Origin of the sequence: Paenibacillus algorifonticola (assembly GCF_000971975.1) — a bacterium.
Classification (GTDB): Bacteria; Bacillota; Bacilli; order Paenibacillales; family Paenibacillaceae; genus Pristimantibacillus; species Pristimantibacillus algorifonticola.
This window is the reverse complement of the sequence record NZ_LAQO01000054.1, coordinates 25393-40923: the sequence shown is the minus strand read 5'-3', so window position 1 is coordinate 40923 and position 15531 is coordinate 25393. Positions and strand designations below refer to the sequence as shown.

Below are 15531 nucleotides of genomic sequence, written 5' to 3'. Positions count from 1 at the left end.
TTTTTATGCACAAAAGTAGCCGTGATAGAAAATTAGGAAGATTCAGAGAACATTAATGCAACGCTAGTGATTAATGATATATTTTATTCAATAATGTTATTATATAATGAGGGTCAAGAAAAATCGGCCTTAATTCTAATATATAGTGGGATGGATATTGTATCCTCATTACAGGTGAAAGGATTGGGGAATACTGGTAGACAATGCTTTATTAAATGGGCAAATAAATACGTTACTCCTAAGTTAGATTACTCAGTTTCTGGTGAGGATCTCTATAATGCAAGATGTGCAATATTACACACTCTTTGGATAGAATCAGATATGTCAAACCGAGGAGCAAATTTGATTGTTTATCGCTCTGGTAGGAAAAAAATGGATTTAGAGCTAAATGAAATGCATTCTAAAATATTAAAGAAAATCGCAAATAGGGATATAATTATTTTATGGATAGATGATTTAATATCTGCATTCAATGAGGCTACAAATGAATGTCTTGATGATATTTATAACGATACCCAGCTAAAAAAGAATTTCTTGGCGAGAGCTAACAAGATGATTATAGATTTTCAGCTCTAACTTTAGCAATAATGTTACATCTCAATAATTGAATTCTTTAATAAGGATAAAAGAATGTGCTCATCCAAGCTTCCTTCGTTGCAGGTTGCTGCTACGGTGATCGCTTTCGTCAATGCGACTGCTCTCCATAATAACCGCTTGGAACTTGCTCCAAGGTCTCGAGCTCGATCGGTGCCGTACCCCGCAGATTTACTTGTTCTATTACTTGTAATGCGCATATTCAGTCTTTAGGGTCGGTTTCGCAATCTCTAAAACAGGAAGGATCAACGCCATGGAAGTATGCTTGTGTGGAAGCCGAAAACCACCAAATCAATGCTGTATACCAACTAATCCCCCAATCCATATGGAAATCCCTCCATTTATTAGGTCTTCAAAGCTTCATAGAGTAGGCTATCCAAAGATCGTCAACCAAGTACAAATCAGATATGGAGTGGAAAAAGGACCGGCTATACTTGCCCAAGTCGACCCTCTAATAGCAGATGCACTCGGCTTTGATTTGAAAAAAATACATTTAGATAACGCAACTGAACGTAATACTATAATATTTCCACTCCATGCAATAAGATATCATCTAAAGCAATTCATGCACCGCTTGAGGTATATCCAGAGGGAGATAACAAAATTGGCTCGCCGTACAGCAAGTGACCCTTTAATTGAATTAATCCAATGCGAGGATGTCCCGCTCCGCTGTGAATTTGAGGCTTTTATTTCGCGCATGGCAGCCTATTTGGATGCTATGGGACGCTATATCGCCAAAATGCTTAAGATATCTGTTAAAAATCATGGATCTCATAACAGAATTCAAAATTATCTAAGAAATGGAACTGGAGGAAAACGAGAAGAACATCAAGCAATTCTACAAGCGTACGAAACACACGCAAAATGGTCGAAAAAGCTCCTTAATATTCGAAATGAAATTATGCATGAAGGCATGAGCATGGATATGACAATTCCTGAGAACTACTTCGAATCGAGAATTTTTGATCCAACATTGGATGGGGAGTCGGTTGAGGAATTGGTTCTTACTTTTTGGTCAAAAGTGCTTGAGCTAACCCGATCACTGATATTATTGACTTCTTAAACGACATAAAACCAGAATAGTGGATTTTTCTATTATACAGGGTGTGTCGACTGAAGTACTCATGTCTTCCGTTCCTAACAGATGCGCCAACAGCGGCTTCCGTTACAAGCAATGGTGAATGACTCTTCTAGATGCTTAGCTTTGAAATCGGGGTCCCGCTGACCTTTAGCAGTCTAATACTTATTTTCCGAAGTTTGATAAGATTGCAAAACGCAGTAACAATGATGTAATTACTCTAATGTAGCATCTTTAAGAGAGGTGTTTAATATTGATTTAAATGGCCTTATAAGTACTATAGCGACTGCGATTGCCGCAATTGTTGGAGGTTTTTTATTCAGCAGATTGCTAACACTTTCGAGCGAAAAAAGCGGCTTTGTCCGTCGGATAAAAGAACTTGAAGCTGATTTACTATTTAGAAATAAACAGTCTGAGGATATTTCTGATTGGCTCTTATGGGAGGATGCTAAGGTCTTCATTAGAGAAAATGGTAAAGAGATTATTTTTAACGATGCCATTGTAGAGGAAATTATTAATCCGCAAGTTTCCCCTTACAGATCAGCTGATGAATATCGACCTTTTGTTCAAAAATTAGTTGAGGTAAAGACTGACTTTTTTAAATTCGCGGAGCAATTATTACATGACGAGGAGTATCCTGAAGATTTTGATGATTTCTACAAAATTATAAAGCCTGCTTACTTAGACCGAAGATATTATTATGAAACAATATTTAATTTATTTGATAACGATACGAGTAGAAGCTTCTCTACAATGAATAATTCTATAAAAAATATAACTAACGGTAAGGAATATAGAGCGAAAAGACTAGAAAGGGATCGTTTAGACGGAGAAATACAGAATATAGAATATCAAATTGATATTCAGAAAAAAAGCCTTGCAACATACGGGAAACCTGATGGACTATGGTTAGGATTATTAGTAATTGTCTACGCTTGTATTGTTGGGGTAATTTGGCCGGTTACGTTACTACCATATCCCCAAGGAGTATATAATGACATGTTAACCAAATGGGTTTTGCTTGGATGGTTCTTTAGTACATTGCTTGCCATTTTTGCTTATCTTGCATGGTCAACTTATCGGCTTACACGTAAATGACACTTATACTTCCTCTGATGAATACTACATTCAGTTGATTCCATACCTAAGAGAGCTAGATAAAAATAAGATTTTATATTCTATAATCTTTGATGTAGCTTGCTCTTTAATTTGAGTAAAAACGGCGACTGCTTTCAGCATAATAGAAATTTTTAAAATGCCTACAATATATAAAGGTCCTGCTCAGTTTCTAACATTCTGAGCAGGAGTAAATAACCTCTGCTAATTGTAGAGGCTATTTTGCAGTAATTCTTTCAAGAGAGTGAAAAGATAACTTGAGGATATTGCTATAAAAACGGTGTCAATGTGATATTTGGTTTCGGAGGCGTGGTCATCCTGTGCGCCAGATAATAGTCTGTCAAATGGGACTGTACATATGGTAACGGGCATTGCGAGGCATTGGTAAAGTCGGTTCGAAAAGCAAGCTGAATGAGTATCGCGCGTGCTGGAAGAGCCCCTCTTACAAAAGCTTAAAGATAAAAAGCATGAATGGGAGGGCAATGGAGAAAGGTATAGATTAACTATAGAAAACCTTATGAAAACACGTTTAGACTTCCTATATGGAGAGTGAAGTGCAACCCTTGGAATAGACATTGGAATAAACCACGGACTCGTTTCCGTTGTCTAAACAAGAAGCTTGTAAAACTGTTAAACATCGATCGCTGTATTTTCCCAATAAAAACAATGATAGCTACAGAAAAATTGGGAAAATGCTTTGGTACCCATTGATAATTATAAAGATAACCAAAAATTTGAAAGTAGATAACAGCAAAATTCCTTATTTATTTCAAGTTCCACGGTGATAACTATCCTGGCGTTCGCGGCATTGGCGAAAAAACGGCCCATAAGCTCATACAGGAGCATGGCTCGATCGATACACTGCTCCTCAATCTGGAATCGCTGACGAAGACGGTGCGCGCCAAAATCGAGGCCGACCTTGAAATGCTGCATCTTTCACGTGATCTTGCCCGCATACGCTGCGATGTTCCGATTGCTGTTGAGCTGGATATATGTCCGTGGTGCTATGATCGCGACGTCGTTCACCGCAAGTTCGAGGAACTTGAATTTGGCGGTTTGACGAAGCTGTTTGCTTAAGGAATAGACAAAGTTGGATCAAATGGTTCAATTCTTCCCTAGTTCTGCCGATATAGGTATAAGAGCCTAATTTTGGACATAGCTAGGGAGGACTAGAAACAACAATGAAATTATTAAATCAGTCATCATGGAAAAAAAGCATGCAGCGCACAGCCTTAGTCGGCGGAGCGGCACTTCTGCTGCTAAATTCGGCGGGCGGTGAGACGGCCTACAATTTGGGCGGAGCGGCTTATGCTGCTGAAGCACAATCGACAGTGAAAAATGTTACAATCACATATCCGGCATCAGCCGTAACGGTTGCGCTTAATGAAAGGCTGCCGCTGCTCGCGAAGCTGAAGCTGTCAGAGCCGGTGACGCTGCGGTATGAATCAGGCAATGGCGCGGTAGCGCGCGTGAATAGCGATGGCGTTATTATCCCTGTCGCGGCAGGGAAGACTAAAATTCGCGTTCATGTGACTTCTGCTTCCTATAAGGGCAAGCTTGAGCTGCCAGTAACGATCCGCGGGGCATCGACTTCTTACAAGGCTGTAGCGGCTTCGAAGCGCGTGTCCGCAGGGGGACGTTCCTTCACCGTTCAAACCGTGGCGATTCCGAAAGGGATGCCCGTAACTGCAGGCTTGCCTAGCAGGACAGTTGGTTTGACGCAGGGCTTATCTGGAATTGCTTCATTATACAATGCAGCGGCCGCCATTAATGGCACGTATTTTGAATCGTATGGCGGAATTCCTGAGCCTTATGGCAACATCATTAGCGATGGCGTTGTCGAGCATATTGGCAATACGGGAACGAGCATTGGCTTTCAATGGGACGGCTCGGCTCTGATGGATACGCTGCAGGTGAAGATGAGCGGCAAAGTAAGCAGCGCCGGGAAATCCTCACAAAGCTGGTATGTGTATTTCGTTAATCGGACGCCTACCCCAGGCAGAACGGCTGCCATTATGTATACGCCGAAACGCGGCAGCAAAATCGGCATGACCACAGGCTCCGCCGTAACGGTGAGCAAGGGTATCGTAACGAAGGTTAGCAAAAATACGAATGTCGATATTCCGAAGGACGGGTATGTCCTTTTCTTTACAGGGACAGAGGAGCATTTGGCGAGCCGTTTCCAGAAAGGAAGCTATGTTGATTACACGGTCAGCTATACCGATGTTGCTGGCAAGGAAATCGACTGGAGCGAGGTGCATACTGCCATTGGTGCAGGCCCTCGCCTTGTGAAAGACGGCAAGCTTGCCGTTGATCCGGCGAAGGAAGGTTTCGTCAGCCCGAAAATTTTGACCGATTCCGGTGCCCGCAGCGGCATTGCGATTATGAATGACGGTTCGATTTTGCTAGTTACGGTTCCGGCTGCGACTATGAAGCAATGGGGACAAATTATGGTCAGCTTAGGGGCTAAGCAGGCGATGAATTTGGACGGCGGCGCATCTTCCGGCCTGTATGCGAACGGCAAGCAAATTACGCCAGCCGGACGCGAGCTCAGCAATGCGCTTGTATTCAGCTCCTTGCCGAAATGGTAAGGGCTGCTGGCAAGCTGTTAATTTGACAGATAGTGAGCACAACCATGGCAGCATGGCGCGAAAAAGCAACAGCGTGCCTTGAAGCGGCAATAGCCAAAAAAGCGTTCAGTGGGGGAGGCCCCGCTGAATGCTTTTTTTCGTTGTTGGTTGGTTGCCGGTTGAGCGGCGAAATCGTTGGACAGGCTTGATCACAAATTTGCCGTCTCTAGCTCTGTTCCTCTTCTTGTGTCTCGGAGGAGAGCACAAATTCATCATCTGCTCCGGGATAGTCGCGTTTCAAATCGGCATGCAGCGAGCGGTTTTCATAGGTGAAAGGGTTGTTAGGGCGCTGGTCTTTGCGCCATGGCGAGCTTTTGCCAAGCGGCAGTCCTGGCCGCTCCGCTGCGTATGGCCCTTCCGGGAACTCCTCCGGCACTAGGTCATTCCGCTGTGATTCTACGGTAGAGATGTCGGTGGAGCGCTTGCGGTCTTCTACGGTAAAACCGTCCATGTGGATCATCCTTTCCCATTCCATCTGGCAATTGCAATCCCTGCACTTTCATTGTTCCCTGTTCGCTGCTGCATCATGCAATGCATGATGCAGCAGCGGTATATAAAAGCTTGTCAGATTGAAAAGCATATGGTACTATACTGCTAATCGAATATTTGAACGTGAGGAAGCACCTCTCTATGGCTCTGGATGAGCTATGGGGAGGTGCTTTTTTTATGTCCTTTTATTTGAAATTGGAGCAGCCAGGGAGAGATGAGAAGATGCAAATTTTCTTTTTGAACACATTTGAAAAATCCTCGATGGAGGAGGGCGTACAAACCGCGCAATTGTCGATTTGTGAACGGGAGGGCATTTGGTCGGTGCTATGGGTCGATGGCGAACATACGGCGAATGCGCCTGATGTCTGGTATGAAGGCGTCTCCTGGGAGGACATGCTGCTCGCCTTTCGCCATGGAGTCGCGGTAAGAATGGGAGAGGGCTTTACGCCTGTCATTGAATCTATGCTGGAAGGCCGGCGCAATTCGGGATTGGGCAGCTTGCAGGCTATGGTGCAGTGTTATGGCGAGCTGAATGCGGATCAAGCCTTGTTTGAACAATTAAGAGATTGGCGCAGGGCGAAAGCAGGAGGAGAGAAGAAGTCGGCCTACCTCGTGGCAACGAACCGGATGCTATGGATGTTCAGCACGTTTGTACCCTATACGGCCGAGGAGCTGATGCAAATTCCGGGCTGGGGAGAGAACAAGCAAAATCGATATGGGGCTGAAATTTTGGCGATTACAGAAAAGCATGCCCGTGAAACGAGCTTTCCGCTTGACTGGGTAGAGCAGCAGCTGGACAAGTCTGATTTTACGCGGTGGCTGTATAAGCAGAAGGAGGTGAAATTCAAAAACGAGATGGACAAGCAGCTGCAGAAAAAGCGGATTCTCAGCTGTTTGAACAGCGAAGAGACGTTAGAGCAGATAGGCGCCGACCTCGAGCTGTCTCGCCGTGAAGTGATGGACAGAATCGAGCAGCTTGAGGGTGAAGGATATGATGTTGAGCCGCTTATTGCACGCGAGCTGCTGCATATGCCGGAATCCGAGCAGCAGCTTGTTTGGGAAACATTCGAGCAGTCGGGCGACCGCTATTTGAAGCCCGTCCTTCAGCAAGTATATGGAGCGGAGGGCATGAAGCATGAACAGGTGGATATGCTGTATGAACGGCTGCGGCTGCTTAGAATCCGTTATCGCAAAGCCCATGCAAATCAGGCGCAAGCTATATAAACCTGAATTTCGATAGTAAGCATCCGAAAACTTTCTAAGTGCTTTACACAAGGGAGGATACCGGAGCGGCTTGCAGGCTTAATTGGTTATTCGGCTGCTCGGCGTGCTACTCCGTTCCATTGGTCGACCTGGCGTCATCTCTTCTCGTTCGCTGCACCGAACGAGAAGAGATAACGGTGAGTAGCTGCGCTGCGACAAATGAAAAATCATAGCGCAATAAAACCCGCATGTTTCCGCCGTTTAAACAAAGTACAGATCATCAAACGCAATGACATCGTCAACAAACGAAAATTGGTTGGCTTGGAATCGCTTTAACATTTCATTGGAAAACTCTTCAAATGAGTTCGCAATCACGTCTTGATAACTCATACCGGGCATATATTTAAAGATTTGTCCGGGAATGCCGTTTTTCCCGGGATCCAAATCCAGAATCAGCCTTGAGGATGCCTCAAAATCAGTAAACGGAATCCATTTGTTGCTCCAAATCACCGGCTTGATTCGGTCTTCGTTTACCCAGTCCACCTGTTCTTCATCCTCAAACAATTGATTCATCATGGACCATGTCCCGATGATGTCTGGTATCGATAAAAAGTAGTTGTAGCCGATAAAAGGCACCTGATCGTGCTGCCCGTTCATGGTAGACAAATAATCGCGAAAAGCAGTCGGCAAGGCGACCTGCAATGTGCGTTCCAAGCGGTGAATTTCTTCCTCTGCAGCAGGTGGGTTAACCGTTGCAAAAATCGGGTTGGAAATCGTTCGGACCTGCTGTAAAATGTTTGTCCAGACGTCTTTTGTCATTTATGTATCACCACCATATTTGAATTGTCGTCATTTGAAGCAAGATGCCATGCCTGAACCTGGGCAAGAATACTGTATAGTTGTACAGGTGCGAGGCGCTGCTCTTTGTGGGATGGGGGAACGTGAGCCTGTGGAGGCAATGAGCTGATGTTCACCTTGTTCATCTAGTTCTTTGTGTCTGAAAATAAAATAGGTCTATACGTTTGATACGAAAAAACCTCCGAATTGGATTGAAATGGGTTTGAAAATGAATATAAACTCATAGGTCTTAAGGTTCAAAAATGATAAAAATAGTATACTTGTCCTATTTTTAAAAGTATAATGAGGAATATAAAAAATCGCGATCTTTGTCGAAAAGGAGCGTATTCCCGTTATGAAGGCTGAGTATATTAACCCGTTTCTTGAAGCGGCAAAAAGTGTAATTGAGCAGGTCATCCAGATAAAGCCATCGGCAGGGCAATTGGGCTTGAAAGATGTTAAATTTGTTGAAAATTACATTTGGATACAAATCGGCCTGAACGGACAAATGAACGCTGATATCGTTTTTGGACTAAGCGAATCGGTAGCGATGAAGATGATTTCGGCTATGATGGGTGGCTTCTCCATTTCTGAAATTGACGAAATGGGCAGAAGCGCAATTTCTGAGCTTGGCAACATGATTAGCGGCAATGCGAGCACGATGTTATCGAATCAAGGCGTCCATGTAGATATTACACCGCCGAAGGTCATTCAGTCTGCTGCAGCTGCTGGCTTTAAAGCACAGCAAGCATTAACCGTTCCGCTCATTATGGAGGGAATTGGTGAACTGGATATTCAGGTACTAGTAGCATCGTAATAGCCAAAAACTCCTTCGGGAGTTTTTTTATTTTGCATTTCTAAGAGCCGAACTTATATTTGGCGTCTGTTGGAGTCAATAGCATTTTACGGCTCGGAAAGAGTATGTAATGTTTTGCCCATTTCCTTATGCAGCTCATAAAGCTCGATTACGCTTACGGGCTTTTTGGATGCTTGCTCGATATTTTGTCCTTCAGCAGTCCACAGGTAGGGGAAGATGGAGAAGGCTTGATCGCCTTTTAGCGTTTGGGAGTCCGCAATCCAGCTGTCCCAGCGCATTGCCTTATAAAATAATTGCAGATCACCATTCAGCGCCCAGCCTATAAACTCGGAATAGGTACATTCGGTATCTTCCCATTCAAGCGTGTCAGGTGCCAAATAAAATACGGTTTTATAATTGGAATGAATAGCGAAGAAGCCGCCAACTAAATCATAGGCTACGACTAAAATATTTTGGATGGGACTGTTCCAAGTTGCTAAAGAGCCTGAAAGCCGCTCATTTCCTGCCCCTAATATTTTTAACCAGCCATAATCGACAAGCAGTCCTCCGCATTCCAAGGCAATAGCTCCCAAATAGGAGCGATTCGTAACTTGCAGATGCTCCAGCGTTTTTCTGCCATCCTCAATCGAACAGCCGACAATTGTAACGGGATTGGCGGCTTCGGATACAAGGCTTTGAATTTCTCCCCATGCGTCCTCCGGCACCATTAATTCCTTGTAGGATTTCATTTTGTTTAACCTCCCTTTCCCTATTATTGTACTGAGGTAGAGGCCTATTGTCCAAAATCAAAAAATGGCGTGAGCCTATGCAATGTTTTGCAAAGGTTTCTTTGCTTAAAAGGCCCTGATCAAGTAGAATTAGCTTTAGGTGATGACGGATGTTAAATGGCAAAGTTGTGCTTATTTCCGGCGCTTCCAGCGGGATTGGAGCACTTGCTGCAAAGCAGCTTGCGATGCGCGGCGCCATTGTGGTGCTGACCGGACGAAATGTGGAGAAGCTGAAGGCGCATGTGGCAGAAATCGGCGGCGATAGCTCCTACTATCAGATGGATGTAACGAGCATGGAAGATGTTCAGCAGGTCATTCAAGCTGTTGTGAAAAAGCATGGGCGTCTCGATATACTGATTAATAATGCTGGTTACGGGCATTTTAAATATTTTGAGACGATGCCGGTCGAAGAATTTGACCAGATGATGGATACGAATTATATGGGTATCGTTCGCTGCACGAAGGCTGTGCTGCCATATATGCTTTCCCAAGGCAGCGGTCATATCGTAAATATTGCCTCACTCGCAGGCAAGATCGGCTCAGCCAAGTCAACGGCCTACACGGCAACGAAGCATGCGGTGCTCGGCTTTACCAATTCGCTGCGGATGGAGCTGCGAGGCAAAGGGATTGTCGTATCGGCGGTAAATCCCGGACCGATTGACACGCCGTTTTTCTCGCTGGCAGATCCGTCAGGCAACTATGTGAAAAATGTCAGCTTCTTTATGATGAAGCCCGACTATGTAGTCAAAGCCATCGTGCGGCTCATTGAGCGCAGGAAGGCAGAAATTAATTTGCCGAAATCGGCGGCGTTCGGCATTAAGCTGTATCAGCTTTTTCCACGTCTAATTGACCGAGTATTCGGCGGTATGCTGGATCGAAAATAGTGTTTTGAACAAGAGAGGACTCGAACATGAGTATGCAAAATTGGTTGGATTTAGGTTTAAATGAACAGCTGGCGGAAGCGCTGATTGAAGAGGGTATCGAGGAGCCTACTGCGGTGCAAGCAGAGGCAATTCCGGTGCTGCTCGGAGGGCAGGACGTTTCTGCGCGTTCGCAGACGGGAACAGGAAAGACGCTTGCTTATTTGCTGCCGCTGCTTCAGAAGCTGAATGCATCGTCCAAAGAAATTCAGGGCGTCGTTATCGCTCCTACGCAGGAGCTGGCTATGCAGATCGTACGGGTGGCTGAATTTTATGCGAAGCCGCTGGGCCTTCGTGTGCAGCAGCTAATTGGCGGCGCAGCGCTCAAGCGCCAAGTAGAGAAGCTCAAGCTGCATCCACAAATTGTCATCGGTACGCCGGGACGTATTCACGAGTTGCTTAAGCTGCGCAAAATCAAGCTGCATGCGGTCAATCAGGTCGTCATTGATGAAGTGGACCAAGTGTTCCAGCTAAGCTCGACGCGCGAAGTGGAGACGATTCTTTTTGCAATGGGACAAAATCGTCAGATCGCTTTTTTCTCGGCGACTTATCCAGAGCAGATGGCCCGGTTTGAAGGACGCTGGATGAATGAGCCGTACCGAATTCAGGTTGCGCCTGAGCATCGCGTGTCAGAGACGATTACGAATTATTATTTCGTATGCGACAAACGGGACAAGCCGGATATCGCGAGGCGCATCATTCGAATGCTGAAGCCAAAATCGGCATTGCTGTTTTTGAATGAGACGGACACGATTTCAAACTGGGAAGCGAAGCTCAGCTATGAGGGCTTTACGGTAGAGGCGCTTTATGGCGATGCCGACAAGCAGCGCCGTGCTGCTACGCTTGCGCGCTTTCGCGAAGGCGCGTGCCAGCTATTGCTTGCGACCGACGTTGCCGCGAGGGGACTTGATATTGAAGGCTTGCCGCTCGTAATCAATCTGGAGCCAGCGCTTGATGCCGATCATTATGTGCACCGGGCGGGCCGGACGGGTCGTATGGGCCGCACGGGAACGGTTATTTCCATTGTTACGCCGCAGGAGCATTTTATTATGGACAAGTTCCGCAAGCAGCTTGGCATTGATCTTCCGGAGAAGGCGATGCTAAGAGGCAGGCTGGTTACACCAGAGGAAGCGCGGAACGATAAAGCCTCGTTCAAACGCTCGGATTATACAGGAGCACCGAAGAGCGGTCTAGCGTCGGGCAGCGACTACGCGCAAGGAGATGGAGCGCGAGGCGAGAGGCAGCGCGTCGAATTCAGACAAGGTGCAGGCGGGCAAGCACCGCAAGGCGAGAGACGCCGGGGCGAAGTTCAGCCTGGCAGCCGCAGAAATGATGCCACAGCAGATGGGGCAGTGCGGGCAAGAACAACGGGAATCGATGCTACCGCAGCTAACGAGCCACAGAAAGCTGCTGTTCAAGCGAAACCGAAGGCGAAGATGCTGTCCAAGCAGGAGCGCCAGAAGAAAAGCAAGAATAAAGGCGCGCCGAAATGGCTGAAAGCGAAGCGCGAGTCGGGCGATACGAAGGAGTAAGCTTTTAAGCAAGAATGAGTTTAGAATACAAGCCCCTTTTCCAGCAAGATGGAGTGAAGAGGCAAGCGGGCGCCCAGCCATTTTTCCTTGGCGCCCCGCTAGCCGCTTTAGCCTCAGCCATTGTGGAACGAGGGCTTTTTTTTGCTCATAAGCACGGGTCCGAAACGATACGGATGGGAAATTTTGAATTTTGCCTTGGAATTCGGTATGCTGAATAAGCGATATTAATTTTATAGTTATGAAGGTGAATGGATAATGATAGAGCCTGTATTGGAAGTTGCCGATTTGACAGGAGGATACAGTCCGCGCCGTCCTGTCCTGCATAATGTGTCGTTCCAGCTGCGTCCGGGCGAAATGGTCGGCTTAATTGGCCTCAATGGCGCAGGCAAAAGTACGACGATTAAGCATATTCTCGGCTTGATGAAGCCGCAGCAGGGTGAGGTTAAGGTTGGCGGCGTCAAGCTGGAGGATGATCCGGATCGCTACCGCTCCGCTTTTGCCTATGTGCCGGAAACGCCGGTGCTGTTCGACGAGCTTACGGTTGAGGAGCATTTGCGTCTGACGGGAATGGCCTACGGTGTAGCTGAACAGGAATTTGAAAAGAAGCGCATGGATTTGTTGAACGAGTTCCAGATGAATGCGAAAAAAGGGGCTTTTGCCGCCCATCTATCTAAAGGGATGAAGCAGAAGGTCATGATTATGAACGCGCTGCTGTCAGAGCCGCCATTATACATCATTGATGAGCCGTTTCTTGGGCTGGACCCGCTTGGCATTCGCTCCTTGCTGGAACGGCTTGTAGAAGTTAAGCAGAACGGCTCGGCTATTTTGATGAGCTCGCATATTTTGGCTACGGTCGAAGCTTATTGCGACAAGTTTATTGTGATGCATCATGGACGCATCGTTGCCAGCGGAACGCTTGCGGATGTATGCGAAGCGGCGGGCATGGCGATGCGCGGCGGAACGCTGGAGGATGCATTCTATAAGCTCGTTGCTGGAGACAAGCTATGACGGCTAAATCGCAAGTAGCTAATCAAGAGCAGCGGCAGCTGAAGGAACAGGCGATGCAAAAGCTATGGAAAAAGCGTGCACGGAGTTTCCGGGAGGAAACGCTGCCTTATTTCCGCTATATGGGACAAAGTGGATTCCCGCTGTTTCTTTCGTTGTTTGTCATTACCGGAGTGCTTAGCTATTTTAAGCTGATCCGGGACGTTCCGGCTGATTTTCCGACTGCGCTGGTTGGCATTGTGGCACTAGTGCCAGTGCTTTGCTGGAGCCCTTTTCGCACCTTTCTGCAAGCGGCAGATGTCGTATTCCATATGCCGCAGGAATCAGCGATGCGCCGTTATTGGGGGCTTTCCTTTAAGCGAAGCATAATAGCTCTGGTCGCTCTATGCGCCTTCATGCTGCTTGCTTATTGGCCTATTTACAGGCAGGGCACCGGTCCAGCGGATATGTGGCTGCTGGTTTTGGCTGCGGCTGTGCTGCGCTTAGCAAATACAGCTGCTGCATGGCGGGAACGGCAGCTGGCCTGGAGCGGCATGAGAGTGCTGTTTCGAGTGGCTCGCTGGGCAGCGACGGCGCTTGCTTGGGCGGGTATGCTGACCCGTGCACCGCTGTATGCGGGAGGCTTTATAATTTTGCTCATCCTGCTATTCGCCCTGCTGTATAGACTTCCGAGTCGATTCGTCATACCATGGGAGCGGCTAATTGAAGAAGAGGCAGCGACGAGAAGAAGGTATTACGTCTTTTTCGGTTTGTTTATCGATGTGCCTACGATGCCATCGCGAACAGCCAGCCGAAAATATCTTTCATGGGTGATGAACTTTATTCCGTACCGCCGCCGCTTGACTTACGATTATTTATATGCGGCATCCATGCTGCGAATGGAAATGGGGGGCATTTTGCTAAGGCTGCTCGTCCTGTTTGCGCTTATTGCCTATTGGATGGCGGAAGCGGTCTGGTTGTCCGGCTGGGGGGCTGCCTTTGCCTATGCGGTATTTATGCTCATTGTCGGGGCCCAGCTCGGCGGGCTTCGCCATACGCATCGTTATACGGTATGGCGGCATGTTTATCCGCTTCCTGATGCGCAAAGGATGGAAAGCCTCATCCGGCTGGACCGCTTTACGATGCTCATTATTGCACTGCTCATGTGGCTTCCTGCGTGCATTATGCTGCTGCGTGCCAACTGCCTGCTTGCTGCTACAGCAGCGCCGATTGCAGCGCTCGTCTATTTGTTCACGATTCGCCCGCTGAGACTGCGCCGCGCTTTTGCTGCTGATGCGGAAGAAGATTAGATTAGGTCGCCACAACTGTCGGACGGCGACTGGTTATAGATGAAAGCCCCGCTGTCGCGGTGAAAAAGCAAGCAAAAAACGTCCAGATCCACTGAAACAGGTGGGTTTGGACGTTTTTTTAACTGAAAATTTATCCGTTTGCTTAATAGGTCAAGATGGCTGCACAAGGACAATCAGCAAAGGCAGCACAATAAATGAGGCGAGCGTCGTCCACAAAATACAGCGGGAAACGAGCTTCGGCGATGCTTCGAATTGCTCCGCCATAATAACGGCGTTGACTGCGGTCGGCATGGATGCGAGTATAAGCAGGACGGCGAACAGCATGCCTTTTACCTGCAGCAGCCAGAGCAGCAGCGCTGCAATGACTGGAGAAAGCAGCAGCCGGATCGCGATAGCCGTCCAGAGCGGCTTGCTCATGACCGAATCCGCGGCCCTTTTGCTGCTGCGCGCCCCGGCCATCTGTGCCCCTAGCAAAATCAGCACGACAGGCGCATAAGCGTTGGACAGCATCGATATGCCTTCCTCCACGGCCGCAGGCACAACAATACCTGTGAACCGGATAATGACAGCGAGCACAACGGCGTATAAAGCAGGAAGCTTGCACACCGATTGGACCGCTTTTTTCACCGAGAAATGGGAGCGGGCTGCGAAATAAACACCTACTGTATTGACAAGAATCATTTGCGAGATAACGTAGACCGATGCTTTGGCAAGCCCAAGCTGACCGAAAGCGAGCAGCACGAGCGGCAGTCCATAGTTGACACAGTTCGTGAATACGGACACGAGTGTGAGGCCTGCTTGATCTGCTGGAGAAAGCCGCAGCAGCCGTGAGGCGAGCGTGGCGACGAGCCAGAGCGCGACCAGATTAATGATGCTGAATGCACTTGTCTGAATGATATCTGCCATCGACAGCCTGGCGCTGATCAGCGTCTCCAGAATAAGAGCTGGGCTGAGCAAATAAAGGGCAATAGTTGATAAGGGCTTCGTCTCCAGTCCCCGCCAGCGCTTCAAGGCTGCTCCTCCAAGCACGGGCAGCGAAATCGGCAGAAACACGCCATATACGATGAGCAAAAATGAATGCAGCATACGAATCAGTCCTTTGCCTAAATCAATATGCCTTATTTTTGCACAAAGCGTCTGTTAGCGTCCAAGACCCTTTTCCTATATACTCATAAGCTTTGACTATATAAGGCTTTATTCGGCCCAATCCCAGCTCCCAGCTTCCAGCTCTGCGAACCTTCAAAGCATTCTCCT

General features: G+C 47.3%; 14 protein-coding genes and 1 pseudogene. 11 read left to right on the top strand and 4 right to left on the bottom strand.

Annotated features, from left to right (window positions below):
• The first annotated feature begins 150 nt into the window (after positions 1–150).
• From WH37_RS31530 to WH37_RS31515, 5 genes and pseudogenes are all read left to right on the top strand, one after another.
• Positions 151–576, top strand: a complete 426-nt coding sequence (locus tag WH37_RS31530) for a hypothetical protein (protein WP_231594449.1) — start codon at positions 151–153, stop codon at positions 574–576.
• Between the two features lie 271 nt (positions 577–847).
• On the top strand, positions 848–1657 hold the full coding sequence (locus WH37_RS31525; protein ID WP_046234625.1) for a hypothetical protein: 810 nt from the start codon (positions 848–850) through the stop codon (positions 1655–1657).
• Between the two features lie 258 nt (positions 1658–1915).
• Positions 1916–2770, top strand: a complete 855-nt coding sequence (locus WH37_RS31520; protein WP_046234624.1) for a hypothetical protein — start codon at positions 1916–1918, stop codon at positions 2768–2770.
• Between the two features lie 801 nt (positions 2771–3571).
• Positions 3572–3865: pseudogene (locus WH37_RS35145) on the top strand (5'-3' exonuclease H3TH domain-containing protein); the annotation flags it as partial.
• Between the two features lie 104 nt (positions 3866–3969).
• Positions 3970–5379, top strand: coding sequence for a phosphodiester glycosidase family protein (locus WH37_RS31515; protein WP_143088732.1), 1410 nt, complete (start codon positions 3970–3972; stop codon positions 5377–5379).
• A 205-nt stretch (positions 5380–5584) separates the two neighbouring features.
• On the opposite strand, the gene WH37_RS31510 is transcribed toward WH37_RS31515, so the two are convergent.
• Positions 5585–5869 carry a hypothetical protein gene (locus WH37_RS31510; RefSeq protein ID WP_046234623.1) on the bottom strand — a complete coding sequence of 95 codons (285 nt, stop codon included), beginning with the start codon at positions 5867–5869 and terminating at the stop codon, positions 5585–5587.
• 215 nt (positions 5870–6084) lie between these two features.
• Between WH37_RS31510 and WH37_RS31505 the strand changes: the two genes are divergently transcribed.
• A complete protein-coding gene (locus tag WH37_RS31505) occupies positions 6085–7131 on the top strand; it encodes an HRDC domain-containing protein (protein WP_231594448.1) in 1047 nt (348 codons plus the stop codon).
• Positions 7132–7371: 240 nt separating this feature from the next.
• On the opposite strand, the gene WH37_RS31500 is transcribed toward WH37_RS31505, so the two are convergent.
• Positions 7372–7929 carry an SMI1/KNR4 family protein gene (locus WH37_RS31500; RefSeq protein ID WP_046234622.1) on the bottom strand — a complete coding sequence of 186 codons (558 nt, stop codon included), beginning with the start codon at positions 7927–7929 and terminating at the stop codon, positions 7372–7374.
• A gap of 373 nt (positions 7930–8302) precedes the next feature.
• On the opposite strand from WH37_RS31500, the gene WH37_RS31495 reads away from it, so the two are divergent.
• Complete coding sequence (locus WH37_RS31495; RefSeq protein WP_046234621.1) at positions 8303–8764, top strand: chemotaxis protein CheX; 462 nt, start codon at positions 8303–8305, stop codon at positions 8762–8764.
• Between the two features lie 86 nt (positions 8765–8850).
• Here the strand turns inward: WH37_RS31495 and WH37_RS31490 are convergent, their stop codons facing one another.
• Positions 8851–9492 carry a DUF2625 family protein gene (locus WH37_RS31490; RefSeq protein WP_046234620.1) on the bottom strand — a complete coding sequence of 214 codons (642 nt, stop codon included), beginning with the start codon at positions 9490–9492 and terminating at the stop codon, positions 8851–8853.
• Between the two features lie 149 nt (positions 9493–9641).
• Between WH37_RS31490 and WH37_RS31485 the strand changes: the two genes are divergently transcribed.
• From WH37_RS31485 to WH37_RS31465, 4 genes are all read left to right on the top strand, one after another.
• Positions 9642–10415, top strand: a complete 774-nt coding sequence (locus WH37_RS31485; protein ID WP_046234619.1) for an SDR family NAD(P)-dependent oxidoreductase — start codon at positions 9642–9644, stop codon at positions 10413–10415.
• Between the two features lie 26 nt (positions 10416–10441).
• Positions 10442–11983, top strand: coding sequence for a DEAD/DEAH box helicase (locus WH37_RS31480; RefSeq protein ID WP_046234618.1), 1542 nt, complete (start codon positions 10442–10444; stop codon positions 11981–11983).
• Between the two features lie 255 nt (positions 11984–12238).
• Complete coding sequence (locus WH37_RS31470) at positions 12239–12991, top strand: ABC transporter ATP-binding protein (protein ID WP_046234616.1); 753 nt, start codon at positions 12239–12241, stop codon at positions 12989–12991.
• Complete coding sequence (locus WH37_RS31465) at positions 12988–14277, top strand: ABC transporter permease (RefSeq protein WP_046234615.1); 1290 nt, start codon at positions 12988–12990, stop codon at positions 14275–14277. The genes WH37_RS31470 and WH37_RS31465 overlap by 4 nt, the downstream gene beginning before the upstream one ends.
• A 150-nt stretch (positions 14278–14427) precedes the next feature.
• On the opposite strand, the gene WH37_RS31460 is transcribed toward WH37_RS31465, so the two are convergent.
• The gene (locus WH37_RS31460; protein ID WP_046234614.1) at positions 14428–15363 is read right to left on the bottom strand and encodes an AEC family transporter; all 936 of its coding nucleotides are present in this window, start codon (positions 15361–15363) and stop codon (positions 14428–14430) included.
• Positions 15364–15531 lie beyond the last annotated feature (168 nt).